This is a genomic window from Lacihabitans soyangensis (genome assembly GCF_024343775.1).
GTDB lineage: Bacteria > Bacteroidota > Bacteroidia > Cytophagales > Spirosomataceae > Leadbetterella > Leadbetterella soyangensis.
Window position 1 is genome coordinate 20,977 of the sequence record NZ_RJUF01000019.1, and the last position, 24,802, is coordinate 45,778.

The 24,802-nt window shown below is 37.6% G+C and carries 17 protein-coding genes; 14 read left to right on the forward strand and 3 right to left on the reverse strand.

The window, feature by feature from the left end; translation table 11 throughout:
* Window positions 1-2 precede the first annotated feature (2 nt).
* Both EGI31_RS08585 and EGI31_RS08590 read right to left on the reverse strand, forming a co-directional pair.
* The gene (locus EGI31_RS08585; protein ID WP_255036812.1) at window positions 3-3,245 is read right to left on the reverse strand and encodes a SusC/RagA family TonB-linked outer membrane protein; all 3,243 of its coding nucleotides are present in this window, start codon (window positions 3,243-3,245) and stop codon (window positions 3-5) included.
* A 372-nt stretch (window positions 3,246-3,617) separates the two neighbouring features.
* Window positions 3,618-5,279 carry a lamin tail domain-containing protein gene (locus tag EGI31_RS08590; protein ID WP_255036813.1) on the reverse strand — a complete coding sequence of 554 codons (1,662 nt, stop codon included), beginning with the start codon at window positions 5,277-5,279 and terminating at the stop codon, window positions 3,618-3,620.
* Between the two features lie 418 nt (window positions 5,280-5,697).
* Here EGI31_RS08590 and EGI31_RS08595 point away from each other — a divergent pair, with 418 nt between their 5' ends.
* Window positions 5,698-7,830 (forward strand): T9SS type B sorting domain-containing protein, encoded by a 2,133-nt coding sequence (locus EGI31_RS08595; RefSeq protein WP_255036814.1) that lies wholly within the window; start codon window positions 5,698-5,700, stop codon window positions 7,828-7,830.
* A gap of 48 nt (window positions 7,831-7,878) precedes the next feature.
* Here EGI31_RS08595 and EGI31_RS08600 read toward each other — a convergent pair whose 3' ends face one another.
* Window positions 7,879-9,336 (reverse strand): magnesium chelatase, encoded by a 1,458-nt coding sequence (locus EGI31_RS08600; RefSeq protein WP_255036815.1) that lies wholly within the window; start codon window positions 9,334-9,336, stop codon window positions 7,879-7,881.
* A 123-nt stretch (window positions 9,337-9,459) separates the two neighbouring features.
* On the opposite strand from EGI31_RS08600, the gene EGI31_RS08605 reads away from it, so the two are divergent.
* From EGI31_RS08605 to bla, 13 genes are all read left to right on the forward strand, one after another.
* The gene (locus EGI31_RS08605) at window positions 9,460-9,909 is read left to right on the forward strand and encodes a methylglyoxal synthase (RefSeq protein ID WP_255036816.1); all 450 of its coding nucleotides are present in this window, start codon (window positions 9,460-9,462) and stop codon (window positions 9,907-9,909) included.
* 40 nt (window positions 9,910-9,949) lie between these two features.
* Complete coding sequence (locus EGI31_RS08610; RefSeq protein WP_255036817.1) at window positions 9,950-11,110, forward strand: DUF4271 domain-containing protein; 1,161 nt, start codon at window positions 9,950-9,952, stop codon at window positions 11,108-11,110.
* 70 nt (window positions 11,111-11,180) lie between these two features.
* Window positions 11,181-11,966: a uroporphyrinogen-III synthase gene (locus EGI31_RS08615; protein WP_255036818.1), complete on the forward strand. Its 786-nt coding sequence runs from the start codon at window positions 11,181-11,183 to the stop codon at window positions 11,964-11,966.
* Between the two features lie 79 nt (window positions 11,967-12,045).
* Complete coding sequence (locus tag EGI31_RS08620) at window positions 12,046-12,996, forward strand: PorP/SprF family type IX secretion system membrane protein (protein WP_255036819.1); 951 nt, start codon at window positions 12,046-12,048, stop codon at window positions 12,994-12,996.
* A gap of 202 nt (window positions 12,997-13,198) precedes the next feature.
* A complete protein-coding gene (gene porK / locus EGI31_RS08625) occupies window positions 13,199-14,290 on the forward strand; it encodes a T9SS ring complex lipoprotein PorK/GldK (protein ID WP_255036820.1) in 1,092 nt (363 codons plus the stop codon).
* 47 nt (window positions 14,291-14,337) lie between these two features.
* Window positions 14,338-15,150, forward strand: a complete 813-nt coding sequence (gene porL, locus EGI31_RS08630) for a type IX secretion system motor protein PorL/GldL (protein ID WP_255036821.1) — start codon at window positions 14,338-14,340, stop codon at window positions 15,148-15,150.
* A 50-nt stretch (window positions 15,151-15,200) separates the two neighbouring features.
* On the forward strand, window positions 15,201-16,793 hold the full coding sequence (porM, locus tag EGI31_RS08635; protein WP_255036822.1) for a type IX secretion system motor protein PorM/GldM: 1,593 nt from the start codon (window positions 15,201-15,203) through the stop codon (window positions 16,791-16,793).
* Between the two features lie 21 nt (window positions 16,794-16,814).
* On the forward strand, window positions 16,815-17,714 hold the full coding sequence (porN, locus tag EGI31_RS08640; RefSeq protein ID WP_255036823.1) for a type IX secretion system ring subunit PorN/GldN: 900 nt from the start codon (window positions 16,815-16,817) through the stop codon (window positions 17,712-17,714).
* Between the two features lie 104 nt (window positions 17,715-17,818).
* The gene (locus EGI31_RS08645) at window positions 17,819-20,362 is read left to right on the forward strand and encodes a TonB-dependent receptor (protein ID WP_255036824.1); all 2,544 of its coding nucleotides are present in this window, start codon (window positions 17,819-17,821) and stop codon (window positions 20,360-20,362) included.
* 123 nt (window positions 20,363-20,485) lie between these two features.
* Window positions 20,486-21,928 (forward strand): Asp-tRNA(Asn)/Glu-tRNA(Gln) amidotransferase subunit GatB, encoded by a 1,443-nt coding sequence (gene gatB / locus EGI31_RS08650; protein ID WP_255036825.1) that lies wholly within the window; start codon window positions 20,486-20,488, stop codon window positions 21,926-21,928.
* Window positions 21,929-21,987: 59 nt separating this feature from the next.
* Window positions 21,988-23,139 carry a TlpA disulfide reductase family protein gene (locus EGI31_RS08655; protein ID WP_255036826.1) on the forward strand — a complete coding sequence of 384 codons (1,152 nt, stop codon included), beginning with the start codon at window positions 21,988-21,990 and terminating at the stop codon, window positions 23,137-23,139.
* A 73-nt stretch (window positions 23,140-23,212) separates the two neighbouring features.
* Window positions 23,213-24,013, forward strand: coding sequence for a pyrroline-5-carboxylate reductase (gene proC / locus EGI31_RS08660; RefSeq protein WP_255036827.1), 801 nt, complete (start codon window positions 23,213-23,215; stop codon window positions 24,011-24,013).
* Window positions 24,014-24,742, forward strand: a complete 729-nt coding sequence (gene bla, locus EGI31_RS08665; protein WP_255036828.1) for a subclass B1 metallo-beta-lactamase — start codon at window positions 24,014-24,016, stop codon at window positions 24,740-24,742.
* Window positions 24,743-24,802: the final 60 nt, after the last annotated feature.

Sequence of the window (24,802 nt, forward strand, 5' to 3'; positions counted from 1 at the left end):
TGTTAAAAACCTAGGTTTAAACCAAAGTTAAAGCTTCTTGTTACTGGATAGTTACCAACATCCACACCGAAGCGGCTATCAGCATCTCCACCAACTGCAGGATCCAAACCTGAATACCCAGTTATGGTAAAGATGTTGTTCACTGAGCCTGAAATTCTTGCACGGTTGATACCCATTTTTTTGATCATGCTAGTTGGGAAAGTGTAACCTACTGAAATATTTTGCATTCTGAGGTATGAACCGTCTTCTACGTACCAAGAGTTTTCAGCACCCGAAGTAGAGATATTTGAAGCTGACTCCCAGATTGGGGCTTTGGCATTATCGCCTAAAGCAGCAGTCCATGATTCTTTAGCTCTTTCTCCCTTACCTGAGCCTTCAAATGTTCCGTGGAAATCTGTAAACCACTTAGACATGTTGAATATTTCGTTACCAACATTAAATGCAGTATATACTGCGAAATCCCAGTTTTTGTATGTCAAACCTAAGTTAAGACCACCACTGTATGGTGAAACTGGACTTCCTAAGAAAGTACGGTCATCTGGAGTGATTTTACCATCTCCGTTTACATCACGATATTTGAAACGACCTACGCCTGCACCTGATTGTGCCGGAGAGTTCTTCACGTCCTCAGCACTGCTGAAATATCCAAGAACATCATAACCAAAGAATGAAGACAATGATTGACCTACCGAGTTACGAATAGGAGAAATACCTCTATATCCTGGGCCATTGATAAATTGTTGTGTTCCAACAAGCGAAATAATTTCGTTCTGTAAGAATGAATTGTTCAACGTCAAATCGTATTTCAAATCGTTGGTAATTTTACCTCGGTTGATGATTTGGAAGTCAATACCTTGGTTTCTCATTGAACCGATGTTAACTCTTGGAGCAGATGCACCAGGACCAGCTACTGCAGGAATTGGAGCTGGGAATAACAAATCTCTTGTTGTCTTTCTCCATAAGTCAAATGCTACTTCCCATTTACCGTTTCCTAATGTAGCATCAAAACCTAGGTTAATAGTTTCTGAAGTCTCCCATTTGGTGTCTGCATTACCAATTCTTGTTCTGAAATAACCCTCGTCAGCACCGCTGCTTTGTCCACCAATCGGATAAAAAGATGAACCACGTCCAGCACCGAATAATGAGAATTGATTGGCTGGGTCCACATTGTTTGAGTTACCCATTAAACCCCAACCAGCACGTAACTTCAAGTCTGAAATAAACGGCAAGTCTTTCATAAAATCCTCACTAGCAATTCTCCAAGCTCCAGAAACCGCAGGGAAAATACCCACTCTTGAGTTAGCTCCAAAAACAGAAGATGCATCACGACGAACAACTCCAGTAAAATAATATTTCTCGTTGAAGTTGTAATCTACCTTAGAGAACAATGAGTAATAATTTGCTCCTCTAAATAGTGAGCTGTTTACTGCTGGAGATTGTACTGCATTAAGTGTTACAAAGTTTGGATCCATAGAGAACGGGTTAATACCAGAACCACCTATATTTCTACCTTTTCCTGTATTAAGTGCCTCTTGACCAACAAATATATTAACATTATTTTTGGCACCAAGCTTAAGCTTATAATTCAAGGTGTTAGTTAAAACCCAGTTCATAAAATAACTAGCATTTTCGCTAAATGAGTCTGAAGCCTGAGGCTCAGAGTCTCCAAGGTATCTGTTGTCATAATTTACGCTATAACCATTACCAAAGTTGCTACCAATACTCGACCTTAATGTCAAGTTTTTGATAGGGTCAACTTCGATGTAAACATTACCCATACCACCTAGGAAGAAACTTCTGTCTCCTTTGGCGTTGTATTCTCTTTCACGCAAAGGGTTTCTAGGATTGTTAAAACCAGCAGCCCTTGTAGAGGCAAACTGACCGTACTCGTCATAAACAGGAATTACTGAAGGCATACGATATGCTGACAAAATCACTGATTCATCATCAGCAACACCAATACCACCTGCATTACCAATTGCACCATTAACAGAACGGTAAGTAACTTGGAAGTTTTGTCCAATTCTAACTTTCTTACCTAAATCATACTCAGAGTTTACACGAGATGAATATCTTGCAAAATCATTATATTTTAGGATACCCTGTTGATTTTGAGCAGCCAAACTAACATAAAATCTACTTTTTTCTGTTCCACCACTGAAACCCAAACTGTGACGAGAAAGTTGACCCAAACGAGTTATTTCGTCGTACCAGTTTGTTCCTGCCAAATTAGGTCTAATCAAGAAAGTGGTTAATGGGCTAGCTGCCTTAGCTGCGTCAATTGCAGCTCTATCGATTGTACCTCTAACACCGTTCTGACCGTTTGCATGCAAATAATCAGGTAAAGTTGCAGTAGCTGAAGTACCATACTGTGGGTGAGTGTATGCAGGTGCAGTACCGTTTGCTGCAGCATTATTTCTATACGCTACGTGTGTCCATTCTGCTTGCTCTTGTGGAGTCAACATTTTAGGCACACCGTTTACGTTAGGATCAGTTGCACCATATAAACCATCATATGACACTTGAAGACCTTTTTTACCTTTCGTACCTTTTTTTGTGGTCATAACAATCACACCAGCAGCAGCACGTGAACCATATATTGAAGCTGCAGCAGCATCTTTCAATACTGTAGTAGACTCAATGTCATCTGGTGATAAGAAATCGATGTTTTGAGTAGGTACTCCGTCCACTACATATAATGGCTGATTACCTTCAAAAGCACCAAAACCTCTCACACGAATAATTGAACTAGTGCCTGGAGCTCCAGTTGTAATTACTGTAAGACCAGCTACTCTACCTTGAAGTTGTTGTTCAACGTTACCTGAAGGAATCTGAGCTAGGTCTTTGGCCTTAACGATTGAAGCAGCAACTGTTGATTCTTTTTTGTTTGTGATTGAGTAACCAGTTACGATTACCTCGTCAAGGGCAGCAGCGTCAGTCTCTAAACTTACATTGATCGCAGACTGGTTACCAACCGTAACCTCCTTTGATTTGTAACCAACAAAGCTGATTACCAATACATCGCTTCCTCCTCTTACGTCGATAGAATAATTTCCATCTCCGTCCGTAGCCACACCTTTTGTAGTACCTTTAATTACTACCGATGCCCCTGGCACCCCCGAATTGTCACCCGCGTCAGTGACCCTACCGCTTACCTTTCTTCCCTGAGCAAATGCAAACTGTGACGTGAGAGCCACACCGAACATAAGCATCACGAAAGACCTCAAATAAAGTTTTACTTTCATAGAACTTGATGGTTAAAAATGATTAAATAGATTGATTAATTCAAACAAATTGTTTGAATAGTGCAATATTAGACATAAAAAATGAAATGTCAACAATACAAATAAAAAAAATTGCATTTAATCATGAAAAAAATATCCTTTGGTCGATTAAAACTCAATTTTTTAGTAAAAAAATGTTAATTATTCATCACTTATTATCAATTTATTATAAGAAATATTGATAAATTTATAATTTTCTGAAGATTCTTGGATAAAAAATATACAATTGGATATTTGACAAGAAGTATGTCTTTTTTTTGAAAATTCAATATGAGAACTGGCCAATATGGTTTTCAAATATCTATAGGGCAATTGTATATTTTAGATGGTGGCTTAGTTGGAGCCAACCACACATTTGGCCAGATAACTTTTAGAAAGTTTTTCGGAGTAGATATTTATTCTAAAGACATAATAGCCAACAGGTAGGAGTTGGCCCATATTATCTTTTCCATCCCATTCGATTTCTCCGGAAGTTCCTAAAATAACATTATTGGCAATTGTTTTCACCGAATATCCATTTCGGTTAACCACATCTATCGATGCTGCACAACCGGAGGCGTTTAATTGATATTTCAGTTTGGTGGTTGCTAAATCGTTCGACTGATAGGGATTGAAGACGATTGGTTCAACATAAAAAGTATTCTGCAAGTCATCTGATATAGTTTGAGAATTCTCCGAACCAGGTGTAGCAAAACCGTAATCAAAAGAAGCCGAGGCCCAATTGGATTTATCATTACCCAAATTGGTTCTTTCTAAAGAAATTCCTTCGGGATTAGTCACCAGTCCATGATGATCCTTTTCATTGTAAATGACTTTGTCAAAAACCTCCTCTTTATCATTCAAAACTATAACAGTACCTGACTCATTATTAAATGCCGGCATTTTGGTAACTTCCACAATATTACCCGACTTTGGGTACTCGGCCATCAAAAATTCCCTATTTGTAGTAAAAGCCAGATAGTTTTTTGGTTTAAGTAGTAAATCATAGTTTACGGTTGGAGTAGGTTCATCCATCTGTCCCAAAAGATTTAGCCTAGAAAGCTTCCAATTCTTAAGATTCAAGGTTTTTTCTGAAGCATTATAAAGCTCTACGAAATCTTCACCTCCAGGTTTTGGATTAAAAAGTATTTCAGAAATGAGAATTTCACCTTTTAAAGCAGGCAACAAGTTACTAAATTCTACCTCGAAGTCTTCTGCCAAGTTTCCTGAACAATCCTTTAAATTCAGGACACGGAGACTTAACGTCTCTCCAATTTCCAACAGGTCCCTTAATGCAATTATTATCTGTGAGTTACTATAAGGCTTATAGGAAATGTCTAATATTGTGTTAGCACTATTTTGAATGAAAAAATTATTCTTTTCTTTCAAAAAATCCAATGAAAGGTTTTCACTAAAATTGAGTACAATTTCTTTAAGATTAAGACTAGAATTAACCAAAATTGGAGGTGAAGTATCTGGTTTAGCTCCTGCAACGGAATTGATCCTACCAGGTGAGCCACCTAATTCATTCTTGGATGATGCCCAATTCGATTTTCCAACACAGGGGTAATTGAAGTCAATCATTTCAAGGCTCACTCCGCCAGAATTTACATCTGTGTGCCAGCCTGCAGCATATTCAACGAATGTAATATCCTGATTCTTGGCGTCTTTCAAAACAAGTAACGAGCCTTCATTGCTCAAAGAAAAACTCGTTAGAGGCACTACCAATCCAAAAGACGAGAATTCTTGTTCAAAATCCCTTCTACAGACAATAGCAAAGGTTTTAGGTTTTAGCAAGAAATCCGGGAATGTAGTTTTGAAATTGCCATAAAAAAGCTGGTAATTTTTTAGTGAAATATCCTTATCGGTACTGTTGTAAATTTCGATGTATTCTCTCACCGGCAGCCCTTTTGAAGGTGTAGGATCGGCAAAAATCTCAGTAATAATGATTTCGTGTGATTGTGCGACTGCACATTTATACAGAAAAAAAAGTAAAGCGAAAAGTTTAAAATTCATTCAAGATTGGGATTTCTTGGAACTAAGTTAATAGAATATTTTAAGAGTACAAAAGTGAAACCTTTCCAAAACTAAAACCCCAAACTGAAAAAATGACAAAATAACCAATGAGGCACTAAAAGTAACTTTTATAGGCTCACAAAAAAAGATTAATAGGCTTCGAATTGGCTTTAAAAACTGCTTGTCCATTTAATAGAATGAAACATTATCCTTTTTCAAAAAACGCTTTTAACAAAAAACAAGCCAAAAATGTCACCTTTCAATAATTTAAATCACCATTATCTCTGTTAACCCGTTTACAGGTGGTTTTCCTGCAAAATTCTCTAAGTTGTGATTCGAGCCAAATCGGCATGATTTTTGTAATATTCCTGATTTTAAAGCTATTGAGTTGAATATTAAAAGTTTAAAACATCATAATATGTCATTACTAAAAAATAAAACATTGGGTTTTATTGCTAGCTTGGTAATATCGACCACGGCCTGGGGGCAAACCATACCACCAAAGCCGAATATCTGCACCACACCACCTGTAGGCTATTTACTGGGAGGAGAATCCTCTCTTAGCCCACCTATTTCGTGTGTTTCATTTGGAGCAGATAGCTTAGCAATAGTTAAGATTACAAATAAAAATGATGCGAACACAGGTATTTTTGTGGACAATCCGATTTTCTATTTCAGCATAAACAATAACTTTAATATAGCTACAGCTACGAATGGTATTGTGGGCGTGGCCAACTCTGCCTCAAAAAATTTACCTGCAGGCTATCACTGGATTTTGATGAAGGGAGAGAAAAATGGACAGAAATATTTACATTGCACCGTCCAAGAGGTTCTGAGGACTCAAATACCAACCGTCACGGCCACGGCTTGTACGGGCAATACGGTTACTCTTAATATACCGAAAACACCAGAAAACCAACACAATAGATATATAATTGACTGGGGAAACGGAACGACCGACATTATTAATATTAGTGGCTCTCCACTTCCACAAGTTAGAAATAAAACCTACCCAAGTACACCAGATGCTGTTAAAATTCGTGGAGTTTACATCAGAAATGGCGTGGAAGTTTGCCCAACAAACTTTACCTCTATTACCACTAATGGCGACAAAAACACTTTGCTTCACACATTGGAAGGTGAAAATGGAGGTAAAGAAGTAAAACTGAAATTTGCTGGTGCTTTGCCGGGGGAGATATATGATGTCATGGCTGCAGTTGACAATGGAGCCGCACTCACCAATTGGACGAAACTTGCAGATGGCATCAACGGTGCCGCTACAATCACTGGTTTAGATCCCAATGCCAAATACTGTTTCAAACTAAGAAGCAAAAACTCTTGTGGTTTGGATGTTTTTTCAATGAATACCTTATGTACTGTAAACCTGAAAGCAACCATAAAATCAAGCAGTAGTGCGGAAATGAAATGGAACTTACCGACAGAGCCAAATAGCATACCGACTAGGCTAAATTTAGAGAAAGATGTTGTAGGTTGCACAAACTGTAAAAACAGCATACCATTTACAAGCCAAATAACCACTAGCTATACAGATGGTACTTTAGATTGTTCTAAAAAATATCTTTATCGTGTGGCTTATAGATACGCTTCAGTAACCTTTGGTGGAACACCGTACCAAATCAATATCAGTTCACCACAGATAACCGTGGACTTAAAATCTAATGCTACCTCTGCAAAACCAGAATACCTAGTTTCGGTAGGTTTTGACCCTAACGATGATACACGAATAAGAGTCAACATCGTGACAGACGCTACAACCAGTGTTCAAAACAACTACATTTTCTATAGAGCAGAAAACGACAGTCAGAATTTTGAAAAGCTTGGTCTTAGAAATACCAACGTTTTTGACGATGTAGCTATTTCATCAGAGGTAAAATCGTATTGTTACAAATACCAAGTGGAAGATAAATGTGGAGTAATGTCCGAACTTTCAGACCCATTTTGTACAATTATGCTGAATTCCAAAAGCTTAGGCATGCTCAACTGGACACCTTACCTGATTCCACCAGAAATTTATACCAGTGCCTCACCAGTTGACTATAGTTTGGAATACTTTGACGAAGACAAGAACTCCTTTGTTCCACTCAATGCAACTGACAAATTGGAACAGTCGGTACAGACTCTACTCGAATCATCCAGTCAGTCTGAGGTAAAATTCAGAGTAATGGGAAGACAATACGTTGATACTGATATATTTACAAATCAGTTCATTAACTCTTACTCTAACCCTTTTATACTGAAAGTACCCCCAGGTTTGTATGTTCCCTCAGCATTTACTCCAGACGGACAAGGGCCTACAGAATCTGAAACTTTCAAGGTCATGGGTAAATTTATTAGTTCAGGAAGTTTTAAAGTTTTTGACAGATGGGGAGGAACAATATTTGAAGCAAATAACCTGGCTGAGGCATGGGACGGCACAGAGAGTAATGGTGTAAAACCAGCCCCACCAGGCACTTATGCCTATACCATAATTGCCACAAGTGACACAGGGCAAACTTTCCGCAAAACAGGCTCAGTACTTTTGCTAAGATAAGTTAAATTGATAAAATACAAACATAAAAAAAGGCCTTTCGGCCTTTTTTTATTCATAATCTTCTTTACTTAACATACTGTCTAGCAAATCGTTAAACTTAACACCTTCATCGAGTGGTTGCTTTGATATGAGTGAATACTCCGCCATACCATGCAACACAAACTCCATCAGAAAATCCTTTTGATCTGAACTTTCATTTGGGAAAAATCTTTCAACCAATTCTTCTAAACCATCCACTTGTTTTAAACCTGATTTATAAACTTTTTGACTTTCATCAGACAAGAAAGTTAAAGAATTACCATTTCCAAACCACTCAACTATCTTCTTATAGTCTGGGCTTTTCCTTTTTTCTGGGTTTGGAAAATATGCAATAAACTCCGAACGAATGGCTTTACCAATAAGATTGTGTGCAACAAAAACTGGCCCCTCCAACTCCCCTTCGTAAACTAATTCAATTTTGCCATTGATGGCAGATATGGCACCATAAATATCAGAAACTCTCAAAGTCGGCTTTTTATCACCGTTTTTTAAGGCTCGCAACTCAGCCGAAGAAAGTAAGTTTTCAAATGCAGAAATAGTCATACGAGCCGAAACACCAGACTTAGCATCAACAAATTCACTATTTCGAGCCTCAATAGCCACCTTTTCAATCAAGTTTTGAAGAATATCATTTACAAAAATCTTACTCTGACCATCTTTTCTTTTGGCTTCTTGTTGTGTGATTTTCTTGCCAATTTCTATACTTTTAGGATAATGTGTAATTATCTGTGAATCAATCCTATCCTTTAATGGGGTTACTATACTACCTCTATTGGTGTAGTCCTCAGGATTGGCTGTAAACACAAACTGAATGTCTAAAGGTAGCCAAAGTTTAAATCCACGAATCTGCACGTCTTCTTCTTGCAAAATATTAAACAAAGCCACCTGAATTCTAGCTTGTAAATCAGGCAATTCGTTGATCACAAATATGCATCTGTTGGACCTTGGTATCAGTCCAAAATGAATAACTCGCTCATCAGAATATGGAAGTTTTAGAGTTGCCGCCTTTATAGGATCCACGTCGCCAATCAAATCCGCAACAGAAACGTCAGGTGTAGCCAGCTTTTCTGAATAACGATCCGCCCTTGAAAGCCAAGCAATCGGAGTATTATCTCCAAGAGTTTTAACTTGATCTCTTCCAAATCTTGAAACGGGCATCATTGGATCATCATTGAGCTCGCTTCCTTCAATTATAGGCACATATTCGTCCAAGAGATGGGTAAATAATCTGGCAATTCGCGTTTTGGCCTGACCACGCAATCCCAATAAATTGATGTTGTGCATAGACAATATAGCTTTCTCAATCTCAGGAATTACCGTATTTTCATAACCCCAAATACCCTCAAAAATATTCTCTTTGTTTTTTAGTTTTTCTACTAAGTTGTCCCTCAGTTCTTGCTTGATAGATTTAGAATGATAGCCGTATTTTTTTAATTCTCCAAGTGTTTTGATTTCTAAAAGATTCATTTTTTGAAAGGTATATTTATTTTATTAACCCAAAAACAAAACAAAAGGTTTGCATGAAAGGATTCTATGCAAATAAGGAGAAATGTGTTTTTTTAAATTTATATTTGGCAAATTTTAGAAACTATGAACATTACCTTAGAAGAACGCAAAAGAGTGGCACTTATAGCCCATGACAATAAAAAAGCCGAAATAGTAGAATGGGCAAAATATAACAAAGCAACTCTACGTAAACACCAACTTTTTGCAACAGGTACCACCGGCAGACTGATAGAAGAAGAACTCGATGTCCATGTAACAAAGCTTTTGAGTGGACCATTGGGCGGTGATCAACAAATTGGAGCATTGATAGCCGAACAAAAAATTGACATACTTATTTTTTTCTGGGATCCGATGTCAGCACAACCGCATGACCCCGACATAAAGGCTTTGATTAGACTGGGAGTGGTGTGGAACATCCCCATAGCATGTGACCGATCCACCGCTGATTTCTTACTTACCTCCCCGCTTTTTCACCAAAAATATGACATAAAACTACCCGATTACAGCAGTTATATCAAAAGAAAAGATTTTTAAAATCAATCATAATTGGTATTTTTGCAAAAAAATTGTGGGCTTGAGATACTTATTTTTGTTATTAATTTCATTTGTTTTTTTTCCAACGATTGCTGCATTACCAAGTGGCCCAGAGAATAAATACAATATTGTCTACAATTTTGAAAAAGATTGGACTGAATACGACCAAGACCTTAAAGTATATACCCCATACATCGCAAAAAACAACAACGATTCGAAAGTTTTTTCCCTGAAAATTAATTTAAACGATTACCCAGGTGGTTATTTGGTAATCAAAACTCCAAAGAAAGGCAATTTTCTTTTTTTTGACAACCATCTCAAAAGGACCCTTCCCGACAACAAGTGGGTAGTTTATAGCATAAGGCAGCTCATACAAGAAATTAACAGAGGAGAGACAGTCCTGAGTATATTTGGCTCAAACTTACCAGAGGAGAATACCGTATTCATCGGCTTCCCAGCTGCCAAAACCACTGAGGTTATCACCAAAGCCAAAAGCAGCTTTCTAAACCTCATACCCAGATCTACCGAGCACATGAGTAGCAGTTTGGTATTTGTCTTCTTTATCAATGTTATAATGCTGAGTTTTATAGCAACCAACTATACAAAGGCATTTAAAAAATATTATAGTTTCAAAGACCTTACGGCATTTATACCCAAAGAAAACTCTTTCTTGGTCAATAAACCGATGGACCGCCCCAATATGATGTTCATCATTATGGTCAGCCTTATTTCGGGTTTTATTGTGATGCTTTCTCATTCCAATGGCCTCAACCTTTTCGAGGAAAATTTCTTTTTTCAAAGTGGTAACACCTTCGGAATTCTCACCACAAATTTTTTCAAGGTTTGCTTGTTATTTTTTATTTCGTACATCGTCAAATACTTTTATATTAACCTCATAGCCAAGCTATTCAATATTCGAAAAATAGTTGACATCCACTATTTTAAAATAATACAAACCACTATTTATTATTTCACACTAGTTCTTATTTTGCTTCTTATAGGATACAATACCCACCTAAACCTTAATTTAGAGTTCAAATATTTATTCACATCGATATTGATTGTTTTCTATTTTTTGAGAACAGTTCTTATCTATTTTACCATAAATAGAACCGGAAATATCAAAACTCTTTACTTAATTTCCTATCTTTGCATCGTGGAAGTGTTTCCCATCGTATTAGGTATCAGAATATTATTATAAAAACCAAAAGACACCTAAAATCGAAGAATTAGGTAAATAAGACCCAAGATTAATTCAAATTTTTTTCTGCATGAGTGAGATGACAGATATTCAAAAAGAAAGTAGGCTAAAAAAAGTTGAAAGCATATTAATTACCCTAGAAAATCCAGGTGAAAAATCTCTAACTTACACAGATCTGACTAAAGTCTATAACCTCAAGGTGGATTTCAGGAACTTCATAGACGTCAAAAAATCAGATCATCGTGACTTTAGAAAGCAAAAAATCGATATTTTAGCCCATACGGCCATCGTCTTTACAAGCAGGCACGCAGTAGATCATTTTTTCAAAATCTGTGAAGAAATGAGAATTGAGGTTCCAATAGAAATGAAATATTTCTGCGTTACAGAGCAAACAGCCAATTATTTACAGAAATATATCACCATCCGTAAACGTAAGATTTTTTCTGGCAACAAAACGGCAGCTGATTTAGAACCTTTTTTTGTTAAACACAAAAACGAAAAATATCTTTTCCCTTGCTCAAACATCAGAAACAACTCCGTTCCAGATATTTTAAAAAAGCATGGCATAGCACTTACAGAAGCCATTATGTATGAAACCGTACCTGCTGACTTGTCAGATCTAACGGAGGTTTTTTATGATATCATTTGCTTTTTTAGTCCTTCTGGAGTTCACTCATTGGTACATAATTTCCCTGATTGGAAACAAAACAATACCCGTTTGGCGGCATTCGGCCCAACCACGGCAAAGGCAATTAGAGACCTTGGTCTTATACTTGATATAGAAGCACCACTACCAAATGCCCCGTCTATGGTGGGTGCTTTGGAGCTTTATATCAAAAAAGCCAACAATTTGTAATAAAAAGAACCTGATTAGAAAATATTTCATTTAATTGGAGGTTAATAATCAGGGAATAGTTTTTTCCGAATATAAAAGAATGATTAAAAAGTATTTATACCTATTGCTTTTTATATCGTATTGTCAGGCTGGGTTTGGTCAAAACATACCGCAGTTTACACAATACGTGTTTAATCAATTTTATATAAACCCAGCCTCTGCTGGTACTTCTAACCGTACGCAAGTTCAAGCCACACTTCGATCACAATATCTAGGCTATGTGGCAGATTTTGACCAAGGCGGTAGCAATATGGCATCTGTTTTTTCTGCTGACATGCCATTTACAAAAGGTAAAGGTGGATTGGGAGTGTATTTTTCGAACAACCAGTTTTCCAAAATCCAATCAAAGTCAGAGTTCCAGCTGGCCTATTCTTATCACAAAAGAATAAACAGTAATATAATTGGCGTAGGTATCAGTGTTGGCACCAACAATCTGAAGCTTCAAGGAGAGAACTACAGACCTCGCGACGAAGAAGACCCCCTAATACCCAATACAACCATTAATTCATTTTCTCCGAATATAAACACAGGTATTTATCTTTTCAATCCGAGTTATCAACTAGGCTTATCCGTTAAAAATTTACTTGAACCCGGTTATAAACTAAATGACGTTTCGGGAGTTTATAAAGATAAAAGAGCTTATTATTTAACTGGAAAGTACGACTTTGGTGTTACTTACACCCTTGATATAAGTCCTACTTTCATTGTAAAAACAGACTTACAGACTATTTCAACCGAATTGGGAGCCATAGCCACCTATAATCAGCAATATTGGGCGGGTTTAAACTATAGATGGCAAGATGCGGCATCTGTATTAATTGGTGGAAATTTCCTTAGAAATACGGTAAAAGTGGGTTACGCAATAGATATTGTAAACTTTGGCACCTTGGCGAAATCGAATACATCTCATGAAGTTTTCCTGAGATATTCATTTGCTGCACTTAAAATGGGTAAAAAATCTATTATTAAAACACCTCGTTACAATATATGATTAAACGGCACAGTTTTTGTAAGAATTAGTTTTGAAACAATAAGAAAGATTGACCACAATAGCCCATATAGCTTGGCATGATTTCTGCAAATACTTTTTCCAGTAGCTTTTTAATTGTTTTTAGAAGATACAATAAAGAGTAAAAAATATACGTTTTCGCTTTTAGAATTTAAGAATTAAATTAATCATCTTGTTTTCGATTATGAACAAGCAATTTTCAAACATTTTAGTAAAAGCCTTATTAATTATGGCTCCTGTTGTTTTCCTTCAAAGCTGCGGCTTTTTTAATAAAACAATGGACAAAGTAGGATTGGGCAAAAAGAAAGGAGGCGGAGATGCGGCTGATCCATTAGACGGAATCCGAAATGGTGAGATTATTGCCACGGCTAGAAAAGGCTACAAGCAAACTGCACCTAACGGCATGGTCTTGATTCCCTCAGGTTCGTTTACCATGGGCCAGACAGACGAGGATATCATGTCTGCCAGAATAACGCTCAACAAAAGAATCACTATATCTCCGTTTTATATGGATGATACAGAGATTTCTAACCACGAATACAGAATGTTTGTCAATTCAATAATGGCCGACTCAATCTCAGTTTTAGGGGAAGAGTTTATTATGACCAAGTTGTATCCTGACACCACAGTTTGGAAAAAAGACTTCACTTATCATAATGGTGACCAGTTGACAGAAAACTATTATGGTAATCCAGCCTTCGACATGTACCCTGTAGTAGGTGTAAGCTGGGATGCAGCACAATATTTTGCAAAGTGGAGAACACAATTATACAACAATTATAGAGCAGAAAACGACCAATTCAAATCTCCAAGGTTCCGTTTGCCTTCTGAAGCTGAATGGGAATGGGCAGCCAAAGGAGGAAAAGACGGTGCTAAATACCCTTGGGGTAACCCATACGTAGCCAATGGAAAGGGATGTTATTTGGCTAACTTTAAGCCATATAGAGGTAACTATCAAAAAGATGGGTATCAATATACCGCTCCTATCAATGCCTTCAACGTAAACGACTACGGCCTTTACAACATGGCCGGAAATGTGGCAGAATGGACGCAAGATGCTTTCTCTGACTCTTATATGCCAGTGACCTGGGACTTAAACCCTTCTTATGACAAAGATGACGAGCCAAGAAAAGTGGTAAAAGGCGGATCTTGGAAAGATGTAGCTTACTTCCTCGAAACGGGTACAACCACATTCGAATATCGCACAGCAACAAGATCATACATTGGTTTTAGATGTGTAATGGATAGACTAGGATCTATACCAGGAAGAGAATAAGATTAAATAAACTATAAAATAATAAAACAAAAATTAAAGTATAAATCATGGCAGCAAGTAGTGGTCCGAGTGCATTTTGGGACAAGTATATTCCTTTCTTTTATAGTATCGGTGCAGCAATCGTAATTTTAGGTGCAATGGGTAAAATCATGCACTACGACTGGGCTGGCTGGATGCTTCCGATTGGATTAGGAACTGAGGTTGTAATATTTGTAATTTATGCACTACAGTCTTTCCTAAGACCAACGGTAGAGTACCAATGGGAAAAAGTTTATCCTGAACTTTCAACAGAATTTAAAGGTGAATTACCAACTCGCTCTACTTCAGCAGCTCCTGCTGGTTTGGGCCTAACAGCCAAAATGGACGATATGTTGGCCAATGCAAAGATCACTCCAGATATTTTTGATGGTTTGAAAAGTAGCTTCCAAAATTTATCGAACTCTGTTTCAAACATGGGAGAAATAGCTTCTGCCACTGTAGCTACCAACGAGTTTTCTTCCAAAGTAAAAGATGCTTCATCTAAAATTGGTGATTTAAGCACATCTTTGGGGCAAACTGTAAACTCTATAGCGAGCATGGGAGACGCCAGTAGAGATGCCCAAGAGTATAAAACTCAATTTCAGAAAATTGCTCAAAATTTGGGAGCTCTAAATGCCGTATACGAAATCGAACTTCAAGATACCAACAGACATTTGAAGTCAATGAACTCTTTCTATGGAAATCTTTCAACTGCGATGTCAGACATGCAAGAAGCTTCAAAGGATACGCAACAGTTTAAGGCTGAATTAAATAAACTTACCAATAACTTGGCTTCTTTGAACAACGTATATGGTAGCATGTTGTCAGCAATGAAACAATAATTTCGAGCTATTCCCTAAAATCAAGACATTAAAATTCTAAAATAAATATTATGGCAGGTGGTAAAGAAAGTCCACGTCAGAAGATGATCAATATGATGTATCTCGTTCTGACTGCGATGCTAGCCCTTCAAGTCAGTAATGCGATATTACAAAAGTTTGTTTTATTGAACTTATCATTAGAACAAGCCAATAGTGCTGCAGATAATTCCAACAATCGGACATTAGCCGCAATGAATGAGGCAGTGGAAAAAGCTGGAGGCAAACCAGAATACAGACAGCTTTATAATAATGCCACAGTGGTTAGAAAAAAGACAGCTGATTTAATCAAATATATTGAAGGTTTAAAATCAATTATTATTCAAGACGCTGGTGGTGGTATTCAAGAAGGTGCAATTAAAAATTTAGCAGAAGAAGAAAAAGTAGCCAACATATTTGTTAAAAATAAGAAAGGCTATGAACTCAAAGGGAAGCTTAATGAATATGTTGCAGAAATACAAAAATTTGCACCAAATATCAAATTCGTCTCCTTGGCATTGGATGCTAAAGATGACAATGGAATGAAAAATACAGATGCCATTACCCGTAGCAAGGATTTTGCTGAGTTGATGTTTGCTCAAACTCCAGTTCCAGCTGCCTTGGCAGGACTAAGCCAGAAACAATCTGAAATACGTAGATACGAATCAGAAATTTTAGATTATTTGGCTTCGCAAGTGGGTGCTAAAGAAATTAAGTTTGATAAAATATTTGCGGTGGTTATCCCTGACTCAAGAACTGTTGTAGCGGGACAAACCTACAAAGCTGAAATCGCTATCGGTGCTTATTCAAGTGCTATTACTCCTACGATTAGTATTAATGGCTCTGGATTACCTGTAAAAGAAGGAAAAGGAACATACGAAGTAAGAACATCAGGTGGAAACTTTGATGCCAATGGTCAAATGAAAAGAAGTTATGTTGCCACAGTTTCATATCCAAAACCGGATGGTACAAGAGAAACTGTTACCCAAGAAGAAGAGTACACGGTTCTCAAACCTTCTGTAGAAATTATGTCACAGTCAATGCCTGCACTTTATTTCAAATGTGCCAACAGAATTCAGACTTCCTCACCAGGTTTGAGAGATTTGTTTAAGCCAACTTTCTCTGGTTCAGGTGCTGAATTCATACCAGGTGGAGGTGGAAAAGTTACGATTGTTCCAAATCTTGCTAAAGTTAACTTGCAAGTAAACAATGACGGTATTGCTTTAGGTTCGTTTGCCTTCCAAGTAAGAAAAGTTCCGAAGCCGACCATAATAGCAACTGCCAACGGTACAAGAGTGTCTGACGATGTATCAAAAAGAGGTCTTCCAGCTAGTCAAGTTAGGGTTATTAATGTAAATGCTTTGGCTGATGAAGATTTTAAAGCAACAAATCCAGAGGATGCAACGTTTAGAGTAGCAAGTTTTAATATTTACCTGGCATCAGGTACCAGACCAAAAGGAAAACTTGAAAATCAGTCTGGTAACGTGAATGTAGGTTCATTGGCTCAACAAGCCGAACCAGGAGACAGATATTTGATTACAATAAATAAAGTTCAGAGAAAGAATTTCAAAGGAGAAATAGAAGACGTGCCTGTAGGCGAAATGAGCTTTACAATACCGTTGAGATAAAAATTTAAAATAATTTAAGAAATGAAAAAAATCACAGTTTTAACTTGCCTTCTAGCCTTAGCGGCCACAAGTGCGGTTGTTGCTCAGGAAAAGTCTGACAATGGAATCAATCCATTGTCGTTGCGTCCGGTTCACGAGTCAAACGTGATGTACAAACTAACCCTTTGGAGAAGGTTAGATTTGAACGAAAAAGCCAATCAACCTTTGTTTGCCAGTGGTTCTGAAATCACCAAACATCTTATAGATGGCGTAAAAGCTGGTGTGCTGGAGCCTTATGACAACGATTCAGTTGCTACAAAAATCACTTTGGAAGAATTCACAAGAAGACTTACGAAGAAATTTGAAGGTGGTGGTCTTTCAAAAGAAGAAATTGAGGCCGGATTTGGCACTGAAGGTGCAGGATCTGAAGATGATGGCTGGGGAGGCGGTGGTGCTGCCACAGAAACTACGTCACAAAACTCAGGAAACAAGCCTGCCGCAACTACCGCAGCAGCCAATAGTGAAGGTTATGAGTTATTTGCGAAGGATTTGTATATCATAGAAATAAAAGAAGATTGGATATTTGACAAACAACGTTCTCGTCAGTACTTTGATATTCAGACAGTTACTATCAAGATTCCAGCCGAATTGTCGAGTGAAGGTTTAGAAATAGAATTGGCATCATTTAAATACAAAGAATTAGAGTCGTATTTCAGACTTAATCCAAACTGTATTTGGTACAATGCAGCTAATACAGCTCAGCACAAGAACTTAGCAGATGCCTTTGAATTGAGATTGTTTAACGGCAGGATCATTAAGAAATCTAATTCATTGAACAAATATCTGGATCAAGTATACAAATCACCGAAGGAAGGTTTACAAAAATCACAGCAGCTTGAGTATGAGTTGTTAGAGTGGGAAAATAACCTTTGGGAGTTTTAATATCATTTTAGAAATATTTTGGAGAGGCAAAGCGAAAGTTCTGCCTCTCTTTTTTTTGTATAAAATGGAAAACCCTAAATTTGACGAAAATTTAACAAAAACCTATGACAAAAATCAAACTACTCATCGCATTACTATTCGTTAGTATACAAACCTTTGCTCAAAACAGGGTTGGTAAAGTAACCGATAATAACGGTGAGCCACTAATTGGTGCATCCATAGTGGAAAAAGGTAGCAATAATGGAACTACTACAGATGCTACTGGCCGATTTGAAGTGAAGGTAACCAACGCTTCTGCGATATTTCAAATAAGCTATATCGGCTACAAATCCCAAGAATTAAAAGGTTCTGAATTGGCCACAACCATAGTTCTTCAAGAAGGCAACCTACTAGACCAAGTAGTAATTGTGGGTTCGAGAAGCATGAACAGGTCGGCCACAGACACCCCTGCACCTATTGACGTTATCGATATTAAAGACATTACCTCTAAAACAGGCCAATTAGACTTGAATCAATTGCTACAGTTTGCGGCACCATCGTTCAACTCCAACAGACAGTCTGGTTCTGACGGCACAGACCACGTGGATCCTGCCTCATTAAGAGGATTAGGCCCAGACCAAACCTTGGTATTAATCAACGGCAAAAGAAGGCATCAAAGTTCATTGGTAAATATTTATGGCACAAGAGGAAGAGGAAACACAGGAACCGACCTGAACACAATTCCAGCCGCAGCTATAGAAAGAATAGAAATACTTAGGGACGGAGCAGCAGCTCAGTATGGTTCAGATGCTATAGCAGGCGTGATAAACATTGTTTTGAAAAAAACTACAGAATCATTAGAGATCAATGCCAACTCGGGTATTTACAAAGCTAGCTATAGATTCGACGATAAAAAATTTGATGGCTTGAATTATAACTTCAACGCGAATTACGGTTTCAAAGTAGGTAAAGAAGGTTTCGTAAATCTAACCGGAGATTATAACTTCAGAGACCACACCAACAGAGCCAATGCGGCCGCTAACGAATTGGCCAGAAGGGAGTTTGGAGATCCGCGTGCTCAGAATACTGCCTTGTACCTCAACTCAAGTTTCCCAATAAATATAAACACCGCTATTTATGTTTTTGGAGGAACCAACCAACGAAAAGGAGAATCTTATGCTTGGACAAGATTTGCTGATGACGACAGAAATATAGCTTCGATTTATCCTGACGGATTTGACCCACTCATTAAAGCTGATATCAAAGATAACTCAATAGCAGCAGGAATCAAGTCTCAAATAAGGAGCTGGGACGTAGATTTTAGCAATACTTTTGGGTCAAACAAATTTGACTATTCACTTGATAACACCCTTAACACTTCATTGGGTGCTACCTCCCCTACTTCGTTTGAAGCTGGTGGTTTCAGTCTCAATCAAAACACCATAAACCTCGGCTTTTCGAAGTTCATGAAAGATAAAATGGCTGGCTTAAACTTAGCATATGGTGCTGAGTACAGAATAGAGAATTACAAGATTTTTGCAGGAGAAGAAAAATCTTATAAAAGTTACGTAGCAGGTGTACCAGGTGGTTCACAAGGATTTCCAGGATTTCAACCCGGTGACGAAATAGAAGCTTCAAGGTCTAATTTCGGTTTATATTTTGACACCGAAGCAGATTTTACGAAGAAATTTATGGTAGGAGCGGCTTTGCGTTTTGAAAACTATAGTGACTTTGGAAATACTTTAAATGGAAAATTATCAAGTAGATTTAAGGTAAATGATGTCTTAACATTCAGAGCCACTGCCAGTACAGGCTTTAGGGCACCGTCTTTGCCACAAATTAACTTTAACTCTACTGTAACCAACTTTATCAATGGCAAACCTGTGGAGGTATTGATAGCGAGAAACAACTCTGAAGTGACAAAAGCATTGGGCATACCTGCTTTGAAACAAGAATTATCTAAGAATGCCAGTTTAGGATTTACGGTTAGACCGAATAACACCTTCTCGCTGACTGTAGACGGCTACTGGGTTCAAATTAAAGACAGGATAGTACTGACCGGACAATTTACTGATGAGGACGAACAAATAGGCCAATTACTTAAAAATGTAAATGTGGCCAAAGCTCAGTTTTTCACCAATGCCGTAAATACCACCACCACTGGCTTAGACATCCTATTGAGCAATAAAGACAAAATAGGCGAAGGACAATTGACCACCAGTTTGGGAATGAATTTTAACAAACTAGTGATTGACCAAATAAATACCACCAGTAAATTAGCAGGTAAGGAGGAAACTTATTTTGATCTAAGAGAGCAATATTTCTTGAAAGCTTCGGCACCGCCTTCGAAACTAAACCTGACTTTTGATTATCAAATCAAGAAATTGAGCACTATGATAAGATTTGTACGATTTGGGCAAGTAGAATTGGCGGACTGGAACTACGATGTGGTCGAAAACGATATCTATAGACCAAAAACTACCACTGATTTATCGGTTAACTACAAAATATCTCAAAAACTTGGCTTGGCCATAGGCTCTAATAACCTCTTTAATGTATATCCTGATATGTCGTCGGGTTACTATACTGAGTCTGGAGGAGCATGGGATCCAGTTCAAATGGGAAGCAACGGAGCTTTTTATTATGCCAAAATAAATATTAAACTATAAAATACATAAAAGTTCAATTTTGGCGGACTCATGTTTACAAAATATGAGTCCGTTTTTTTTGATTAAATTAGTATTGAGCTCAAAATCCTCATTTTTTGCATTATTTTTGTGAAAATTTAAAGTATGGAATACGATATCGTTATAGGCTTGGAGGTACACTGCCAATTAGAGACAGAAAGTAAAATTTTTGCCTCAGATTCTAACAAATTCGGTGGGGAACCCAATACCCATATCGGCGTCATCACTTTGGCACACCCTGGCGTGTTACCAAAACTCAACGAAAAAGCCGTTGAATTTGCCATAAAGCTGGGCCTGGCTTTTGATTGTGAAATCAACCAGTTCAATTTTTTTGATAGGAAAAACTATTTCTACCCTGACCTACCAAAAGGCTACCAAATTTCACAGGACAAATCTCCGATATGCTGGGGTGGCGAAGTGAAATTCAAAATAAAAAAAGGCAAAGATTTTTCTAATCACGCCGTCAAAATCCATCATATACACATGGAGGAAGATGCCGGAAAATCGATACACGACATTGAACCCAACAATACTTGTCTTGATTATAACCGAGCCGGAACTCCCCTACTCGAAATCGTTTCAGAACCGTGCATGACCTCACCCATTGAGGCCGCAGGTTATTTGGCAGAGATCCGAAAAATGGTGCGTTTCTTGGGAATTAGTGATGGAAACATGGAAGAAGGTTCTCTTCGTGCCGACCTCAATGTGTCTTTAAAACCAAAAGGAAGCGAAAAACTGGGTACTAAGGTTGAAATCAAGAATATGAATTCCATTAGGTTTTTGCAAAAAGCAGCTGAGTATGAAATAGAACGTCAATCGGCTATACTAGATGCCGGAGGTACCATTATACAAGAAACCAGAAGCTTTGACCCTGAACAAGGCAAAACTTTTGGCATGCGAGTAAAAGAAACCATGAACGACTATCGTTATTTCCCTGAGCCTGATTTAGCCCCAATCATTATCAGTGATGAGGAGTTGAAGCTTGCAAAGTCGAGAATGCCAAAGCTACCTTACGAACTGTTTGAAACTTTCAGCAAGGAGATGGGTATTTTGGAAGAGCATGCATATCTTTTGACTGAAGAAAAATCCTTAAGTGATTACTTTTTAGAGACTTGTAACATTACGAAAAACTATAAAAGTGTCTCGAATTGGATGCTTTCAAATATTAAAGGTTATCTGAACGAAAACAACCTGGAGATTGGTCAGTTTCCTGTTAAACCAGTAAAATTGGCTGAGCTGATTAAGAATATAGATGAAGGGAATATCAGCAACTCGGCGGCACAAGTGTTAATGGGATTGTTAATTGCGGGCCCTGAAAGTGATATTTTAGAATTGGCCAAGTCTAATAATCTGATTCAAAGCCAAGATTCTGACTCGATGGGTGCTTGGATTGAAGAAGTATTGGCCCAAAATGCACCAAAAGTAGAAGAATACAAAAAGGGTAAAAAAGGTTTGATGGGATTTTTTGTGGGAGAAGTTATGAAAAAATCAAAAGGGTCTGCAGATCCGAAGGTATTGAATACACTTTTGGCAGAAAAATTGACATAAATGAATATTTACAATATCTTCACTGGCACCAAATACCAATGAAAGAACAAAAAAATAAAATGAAAAAGAATTTATTGTTGTTATTTTTTGTGGGCGTAATTATGTCCTGCAATTCTCAAACGAAGGAAGTTTCTAATGGTCTTTCATTAAAGATTAAAGGTACCATCACCAATGACGTGTCGGGTATGGTGTATTTAGAAAGAATGAATGAAAGAAACATTGGAGCTAAAATTGACAGTGTAAAAATAGCTGCAAAGAGTTTCAGTTTCAATACCAAAATAGCTGAACCCGGCATTTATCAATTGAATATTGCTAACGAGCAAGTAATAGGCTTGATTTTAGATGGCGGTGAAGAATTAACTATAGTCGCTGATGGTTCTGCGACTCCTGAGAAAGCAGCCACAGCCAAAGTAGATGGCTCCGAAAACATGCGAATGTTCAATGAGGTCATGACTGACATGCAGAATTTCTCCAAAAAAGTAAATATTATTGATGGGAAATTCCAAGCTGCTAAAAACGAGAAAGATAAAACAACTCTAAGAAACGAATACCTTGGTATGTTAGAAGCTCAAAAAGGCTTGGTTATACCTAAAATAAAATCAATGGGAACTTCATTAGCAGGTATTATTGCCACTAATAATTTCCTTAAACCTGACTTCGGTGGTGAGTATCAGTTTGAACTAAAAGAAAAGCTCGAAAAAGAAGGCAAGAATCATTTCTTCGCCAAAATGTTTATTCAAACCGTCAATCAGGCATCAGTTGGAACCGTTGGTTCGGTGGCACCAGATTTTGAACTGACTACATTGGAGGGTAAAAAGGTAAAACTTTCTGATTTTAGAGGTAAAACCGTCATCATTGACTTTTGGGCAACTTGGTGCGGACCATGTATAATGGCGTTTCCGGGAATGAAAAAAGCAACTGAAAAATATAAAGACGACCCTAATGTAGTCTTTCTTTTTGTGAATACATTCGAAAGAGTGGATGCAGGCCAATGGAAAGATCATGTAGGCAAATTTATAAGCAATCGTGGTTTTACATTTATGAATCCTGCCCTAGATATTGGCAATCAAACTGCTTTAACGTACGGTGTAGAAGGAATTCCGGCCAAGTTCTGTATTGACAAAGATGGAAAAGTGAAACACAAAGGTTCGGGATATTTAGGAAGTACTGAGGCCGTATTCAACGAAATGGTTGAGTGGGTTGAAAAATAATAGTAACGAGAATATTGAAATAGCCCAAATGCGAATTTGAGGCTATTTTTTTTGATAAAATAAAACACTAAAAATGAAGATTGCGATAGTTGGATGTGGAAATATGGGAATGGCCTTTGCCAGGTCGTTTATTCAATACGATTTGGTAAAAAAAGAAAACCTCTTGTTGATAGAAAAAAGTCCAGAGAGATCAGAAATACTCAAAAAATCGAAAGAAGGAGTGGTGGTTGACACCGTAAATGACACATTATCAACTTATGACTTGGTCATATTATCAGTAAAACCACAGGATTTTAGTATAGTAGCGACTGAATTAAAATCTTTTTTAAATCCTGAACAAGTGGTTCTTTCTATAATGGCCGGTATCACGATGGCGAGGATTCAAAGTGAGCTAAACCATAAGTTAGTCGTTAGAGCCATGCCTAACACACCAGCCATGCTTGGGCAAGGAATCACGGGTTTCTGTGCATCAGAAGGCATTGGTTTCTCTAAACTACTCAAAATAGAGAACCTTATCAACGCCACAGGACGCTCAGTATATATTGAAGACGAAAGCATGATAGATGCCGTAACGGCTCTGAGTGGAAGCGGCCCTGCATACTTTTATTATGTAGTGAAACACATGGTAGAGGCAGGCAAAAAAATGGGATTCGATGAAGGACTTTCCAGGTTGTTGGTAAAACAAACTATGTTAGGGGCCTATCATTTAATAAACAATGCAGAACTTAGCTTAGATGATCTCATAAAAGCTGTCGCTTCCAAAGGAGGAACGACTGAGGCCGCACTAAGCACTTTTGCCGAAGCCAATATTGGCACCGGACTTGAACAAGGAATATTAAACGCCGAAAAACGAGCCAAAGAGCTTTCAAAATAAATGAAGCATTTTATCTATTTACTTTTCATTCCTTTTGTATTTGCTTGTAATCCAAGCAAATCGTTGGTCAGTAAAAACGAAAAGCAATTGGCCTTTTACAAAATAAAGAAAAATACTTTTGTGCATATTTCTTTTTTGCAAACCCAAACTTGGGGTAAAGTTGGCTGTAATGGCATGATTTATATTCATAAAAACCAAGCCTATATATTTGATGCTCCAACTGATAACGAAACTTCGGAGGTACTCATAAAGACCTTGGAGAATCAGAAAATCAAAATAAAGGGTGTGGTTGTGAATCATTTCCATAATGACTGTTTAGGTGGACTAGAGGCTTTTCATAAAAAAGGCATCAAAAGCTATGCTTCAGAAAAAACAATAGAATTGGCAAAAAAAGACAGCGTGACCGTACCTCAAATTGGTTTCAAAGAAAAGCTGACTTTAAGAATTGGCAAAAAGGAAATTGTGAATCAATATTTAGGGGAGGCACATACCAAAGACAACATCATAAGTTTTATTCCGTCTGAAAATACGATGTTTGGAGGCTGCATGGTTAAAGAAGTAAAGGCTGGAAAAGGATTTCTTGGTGATGCCAACGAAAAAGAGTGGTCAAATACCATCCGAAATGTAAAAAAAACGTTCCCAACTGCACAATTCATAGTACCGGGCCATGGAAAACCGGGCGGTCAAGAGTTACTGGATTATACCATAGGATTGTTTGAGGTGAAGTAAAAATAGAGATAGAAAATAATCCCACAAAAAGCTTTCAAAATACTCGTTTTTCCCTAAATT

What these genes read in the sequence shown, in the direction of transcription:
- EGI31_RS08585 (WP_255036812.1), bottom strand. Translation starts at nt 3,245, where the DNA reads ATGAAAGTAAAACTTTATTTGAGGTCTTTCGTGATGCTTATGTTCGGT.
- EGI31_RS08590 (WP_255036813.1), bottom strand. Translation starts at nt 5,279, where the DNA reads ATGAATTTTAAACTTTTCGCTTTACTTTTTTTTCTGTATAAATGTGCA.
- EGI31_RS08595 (WP_255036814.1), top strand. Translation starts at nt 5,698, where the DNA reads ATGTCATTACTAAAAAATAAAACATTGGGTTTTATTGCTAGCTTGGTA.
- EGI31_RS08600 (WP_255036815.1), bottom strand. Translation starts at nt 9,336, where the DNA reads ATGAATCTTTTAGAAATCAAAACACTTGGAGAATTAAAAAAATACGGC.
- EGI31_RS08605 (WP_255036816.1), top strand. Translation starts at nt 9,460, where the DNA reads ATGAACATTACCTTAGAAGAACGCAAAAGAGTGGCACTTATAGCCCAT.
- EGI31_RS08615 (WP_255036818.1), top strand. Translation starts at nt 11,181, where the DNA reads ATGAGTGAGATGACAGATATTCAAAAAGAAAGTAGGCTAAAAAAAGTT.
- EGI31_RS08620 (WP_255036819.1), top strand. Translation starts at nt 12,046, where the DNA reads ATGATTAAAAAGTATTTATACCTATTGCTTTTTATATCGTATTGTCAG.
- porK (WP_255036820.1), top strand. Translation starts at nt 13,199, where the DNA reads ATGAACAAGCAATTTTCAAACATTTTAGTAAAAGCCTTATTAATTATG.
- porL (WP_255036821.1), top strand. Translation starts at nt 14,338, where the DNA reads ATGGCAGCAAGTAGTGGTCCGAGTGCATTTTGGGACAAGTATATTCCT.
- porM (WP_255036822.1), top strand. Translation starts at nt 15,201, where the DNA reads ATGGCAGGTGGTAAAGAAAGTCCACGTCAGAAGATGATCAATATGATG.
- porN (WP_255036823.1), top strand. Translation starts at nt 16,815, where the DNA reads ATGAAAAAAATCACAGTTTTAACTTGCCTTCTAGCCTTAGCGGCCACA.
- EGI31_RS08645 (WP_255036824.1), top strand. Translation starts at nt 17,819, where the DNA reads ATGACAAAAATCAAACTACTCATCGCATTACTATTCGTTAGTATACAA.
- gatB (WP_255036825.1), top strand. Translation starts at nt 20,486, where the DNA reads ATGGAATACGATATCGTTATAGGCTTGGAGGTACACTGCCAATTAGAG.
- EGI31_RS08655 (WP_255036826.1), top strand. Translation starts at nt 21,988, where the DNA reads ATGAAAAAGAATTTATTGTTGTTATTTTTTGTGGGCGTAATTATGTCC.
- proC (WP_255036827.1), top strand. Translation starts at nt 23,213, where the DNA reads ATGAAGATTGCGATAGTTGGATGTGGAAATATGGGAATGGCCTTTGCC.
- bla (WP_255036828.1), top strand. Translation starts at nt 24,014, where the DNA reads ATGAAGCATTTTATCTATTTACTTTTCATTCCTTTTGTATTTGCTTGT.